1 protein-coding gene is annotated in these 3892 nt (G+C 48.7%); it reads left to right on the forward strand.

Annotation, left to right across the window (positions count from 1 at the left end; translation table 11 throughout):
- The first annotated feature begins 532 nt into the window (after nucleotides 1-532).
- The gene (gene ppc / locus JGK22_RS32670) at nucleotides 533-3652 is read left to right on the forward strand and encodes a phosphoenolpyruvate carboxylase (protein ID WP_293193959.1); all 3120 of its coding nucleotides are present in this window, start codon (nucleotides 533-535) and stop codon (nucleotides 3650-3652) included.
- Nucleotides 3653-3892: the final 240 nt, after the last annotated feature.

The following is a 3892-nucleotide window of genomic DNA, read 5'->3' on the forward strand; positions in this document are numbered from 1 at the left end:
CATCTGTCATCCAATGGCACGGGGGCAAAAACAAATTGAACCAGGGGCAAATAGTCTCGTGCGGCCACAATTTGCTCAAAAAGCTACCCAAATAGTCAAGGATGGGTAGCTTTGTCCATAAATTAAGTTACAGTTCCTAACCCCGTTAGAGGTGAATCATACAGAAGTGGCAAGAAGTTTAGGTGTGGTCATTGTGGCTGGGTTGGTGATGCTGATGAGAATGGAGCTAAGAATATTTCTGTATTGGGGCTGCTTTTAGACCAGCCTGGAGGCTCAGGACTTGCTTGCTCATTGGAGCAACACGTTCTAGGGCTACTGAAATCCCCGACCGATCGCGCAAGCAGGTCGGGGAAGTTTAAAACACCAGGAAAGGGAGACCCCGAGCTCCAAAGCACGATCGTCATGAGTCATCCGCAAGCACAAATCGCAAATTGTATCAGATGTCTCAAATTTGACTGCAAATAAAAATGTTTTAGGTGAAACTAAACAATACAATTTTCTAGACACCCGCAGCTATTTGAGGAACAGCCCGATGAGTTCAGTCCTCCAGTCTTCAGAACAGGCTATTGATACACCATCTATTCCCCATTCTGCCCCTTACTCAAAATCAGACCTGTTTCTACGCAATCGCCTCAAAGTAGTAGAGGACTTGTGGGAATCGGTGCTGCGACAGGAGTGCGGGCAGGAATTGGTGGATTTGCTCCAACAAATGCGATCGGTCAATTCGGCCGAGGGACAAGCCACTCACTTTCGCGAGTCGAATGTCCTACAGCTAATCGAAAAGCTCGATCTCAACGCCGCCATCCGCGCCGCTCGTGCTTTTGCACTATATTTTCAGTTAATCAACATTGTCGAACAGCACTACGAACAACGAGACCAACAGCTAGCTTACACTGGCAGTAACGATGCTGGCGGGCGGATGTTTGCTAAGCTGCCGGGACAAGCAACGGATGCGCCCGATCGCCCGCGGCACAGGGAAGGCCCGGCCCAAACAGCTCTGAGCAAGGTAGACAGCAGCGAGGCGATCGCCAAAGACGCCGGAACATTTCACCAACTGTTCCCGATGCTACTGCGCTTGAACGTACCCAGCCAGCAAATCCAGCGCTTGATCGATCAGTTAGACATCCGCTTAGTATTCACCGCCCACCCGACGGAAATTGTCCGCAACACGATCCGCACCAAGCAGCGGCGGATGGCGAAGATTCTCCAAAAGCTAGACCAAGTTGACGAGAAATTTCAGGTACTCGGGGCCGACTCAGAAAGCCCCTACCCGGTGTCTTCCTGGGAAGCTGCGGCTCTCCAAGAGCAACTCATGGAAGAAATTCGCCTTTGGTGGCGCACTGACGAACTGCACCAGTTCAAACCGACTGTACTTGACGAGGTGGAATACACCCTGCACTACTTCGACGAAGTGCTGTTTGATGCTATTCCCGAGCTATACCAACGCTTAAAGCAAGCGCTGCACGCTTCTTTCCCTTACCTGAAACCACCTAGTTACAATTTTTGCAAGTTCGGTTCTTGGGTGGGCTCCGACAGAGACGGGAATCCTTCTGTCACCCCAAAAGTTACTTGGCAAACTGCTTGCTATCAACGCCATTTAGTGCTGTGCAAGTACATCAATGCGGTGAAGCGGTTGAACGAACTTTTGAGTTTGTCGCTGCACTGGAGCGACGTATTGCCAGAATTGCTCGAATCGCTCGATCGCGACAAATCAGAATTTCCCGAGGTTTACGAGCAGTGGGCGATCCGCTACCGTCAAGAGCCCTATCGGTTGAAACTCGCCTACGTACTCCAGCGACTGGAAAATACGCGCGATCGCAACTGGCGCCTCTACAAAGGAGACGAGTTACAACGGGAGCGCGAAGCCTTGTCGGAACATCCCGGAATGAGCGGCCTTTATCGATCGGGAACCGAGTTTTTGACCGAATTGCAGCTCATCGAGCACAATTTAATCGAAACCGGTTTAAGCTGTCGGGACTTGGAAAATCTGCTCTGCCAAGTAGAAATCTACGGATTTAATTTGGCTTACCTAGATATCCGCCAAGAGTCAACAGTACACTCCGACGCTTTGAGCGAAATTGCTGAATACTTGCAAATTTTGCCCAAGCTTTACAATGAAATGTCTGAAGGCGATCGAGTGATATGGCTAGCAACAGAACTGCAAACTCGCCGCCCATTAATTCCCGCAGAATTGCCATTTTCTCCCAAAACTTGCGAGACAATTAATACCTTCCGCATATTGCGGCAAATGCACCAGGAGTTCGGCCCGGAAATTTGCGAAACCTACGTCATCAGCATGACCCACGACCTCAGCGATATGCTGGCGGTTTTGTTGCTAGCAAAAGAATCAGGACTTTACGATCCAGCGACCGGAATTAGCAGCATTCAAGTAGTCCCATTGTTTGAAACAGTGGAAGACTTGAAAAAAGCGCCAAAAGTAATGCAGGAGGCATTTGAACTGCCAGTTTATCGGGCTTTATTAGCCGGAGGATACGCCCAAGAAACAGCCAAACCAAGCGAACAAAATCTAGACTGTCCAATCCGAAAAATCAAATTGCAAGAAGTGATGCTGGGCTATTCGGACAGTAATAAAGATTCGGGTTTCCTCAGCAGCAATTGGGAAATTCACAAAGCTCAAAAAGCTTTGCAAATGGTTGCGGAAAAGCACGAAGTAGAATTGCGAATTTTTCACGGCCGTGGCGGTTCGGTAGGGCGAGGCGGCGGGCCTGCTTACAAAGCGATTTTGGCTCAGCCCGGAAAGAGTATCAGCGGGCGAATTAAGATTACCGAACAAGGCGAGGTTTTGGCTTCTAAATATTCTTTGCCGGAGTTGGCGCTTTACAATTTAGAAACCGTGGCGGCGGCGGTAATTCAAGCTAGTTTGCTGCATACAGGTTTCGATGGCATCGACTCTTGGAACGAGATTATGGAAGAGTTATCGGCGAAATCGCGATCGCACTACCGTAATTTAATCTACGAACAGCCAGATTTAGTAGATTTCTTCCACCACGTTACCCCGATTCAAGAAATCAGTCAGTTGCAAATTAGTTCTCGCCCAGCCCGTCGCGGCGGGAAGAAAGACATCAGCGGTTTGCGAGCAATTCCGTGGGTGTTTAGCTGGACTCAAAGCCGCTTTTTGCTGCCTTCTTGGTATGGTGTCGGCACAGCTTTACAAGAGTATTTGCTGGAAGAACCGGAAGAACACATGAAACTTTTGCAGTATTTTTACTTGAAATGGCCGTTTTTTAGAATGGTAATTTCCAAGGTAGAAATGACATTATCGAAGGTGGATTTGCAGATTGCAGAACACTACGTGCGGGAGTTGGCGTTACCGGCAGACAGAGAGCGATTTAAGGCTTTATTCGAGCAAATTGCTGCCGAATTCTACTTGATTCGTAATTTGGTTTTAACTATTACCGGACACCAGAGTTTGTTGGATGGAGATCCATCGCTTCAGCGTTCTGTGCAATTACGAAATGCCACAATTGTGCCTTTGGGTTTGTTGCAGGTTTCACTGCTGAAGCGATTGCGGCAACATGGTACTGGCGGAGTACCCGGTGTGATTCACTCGCGTTACAGCAAGGGTGAGTTGTTGCGGGGAGCTCTGCTGACGATTAATGGTATTGCCGCCGGGATGCGGAATACGGGCTAAAAAACAGGTTTGTAGTGAGGACTTCAGTCCTGCTTTTTCCGAGAACAAAAGTCCTCACTACGAACAGATTTTACAAGGTTTGTAGTGAGGACTTCAGTCCTGCTTTTTCCGAGAACAAAAGTCCTCACTACGAACAGATTGTATAAGGTTTGTAGTGAGGACTTCAGTCCTGCTTTTTCCGAGGAGTGGGTGCCTCTCACGCAAGTCGAATATATCGGTAGGGGCGAAGCATGACCGCAG

This window comes from Microcoleus sp. PH2017_08_TRC_O_A (assembly GCF_020738665.1).
GTDB lineage: Bacteria > Cyanobacteriota > Cyanobacteriia > Cyanobacteriales > Microcoleaceae > Microcoleus.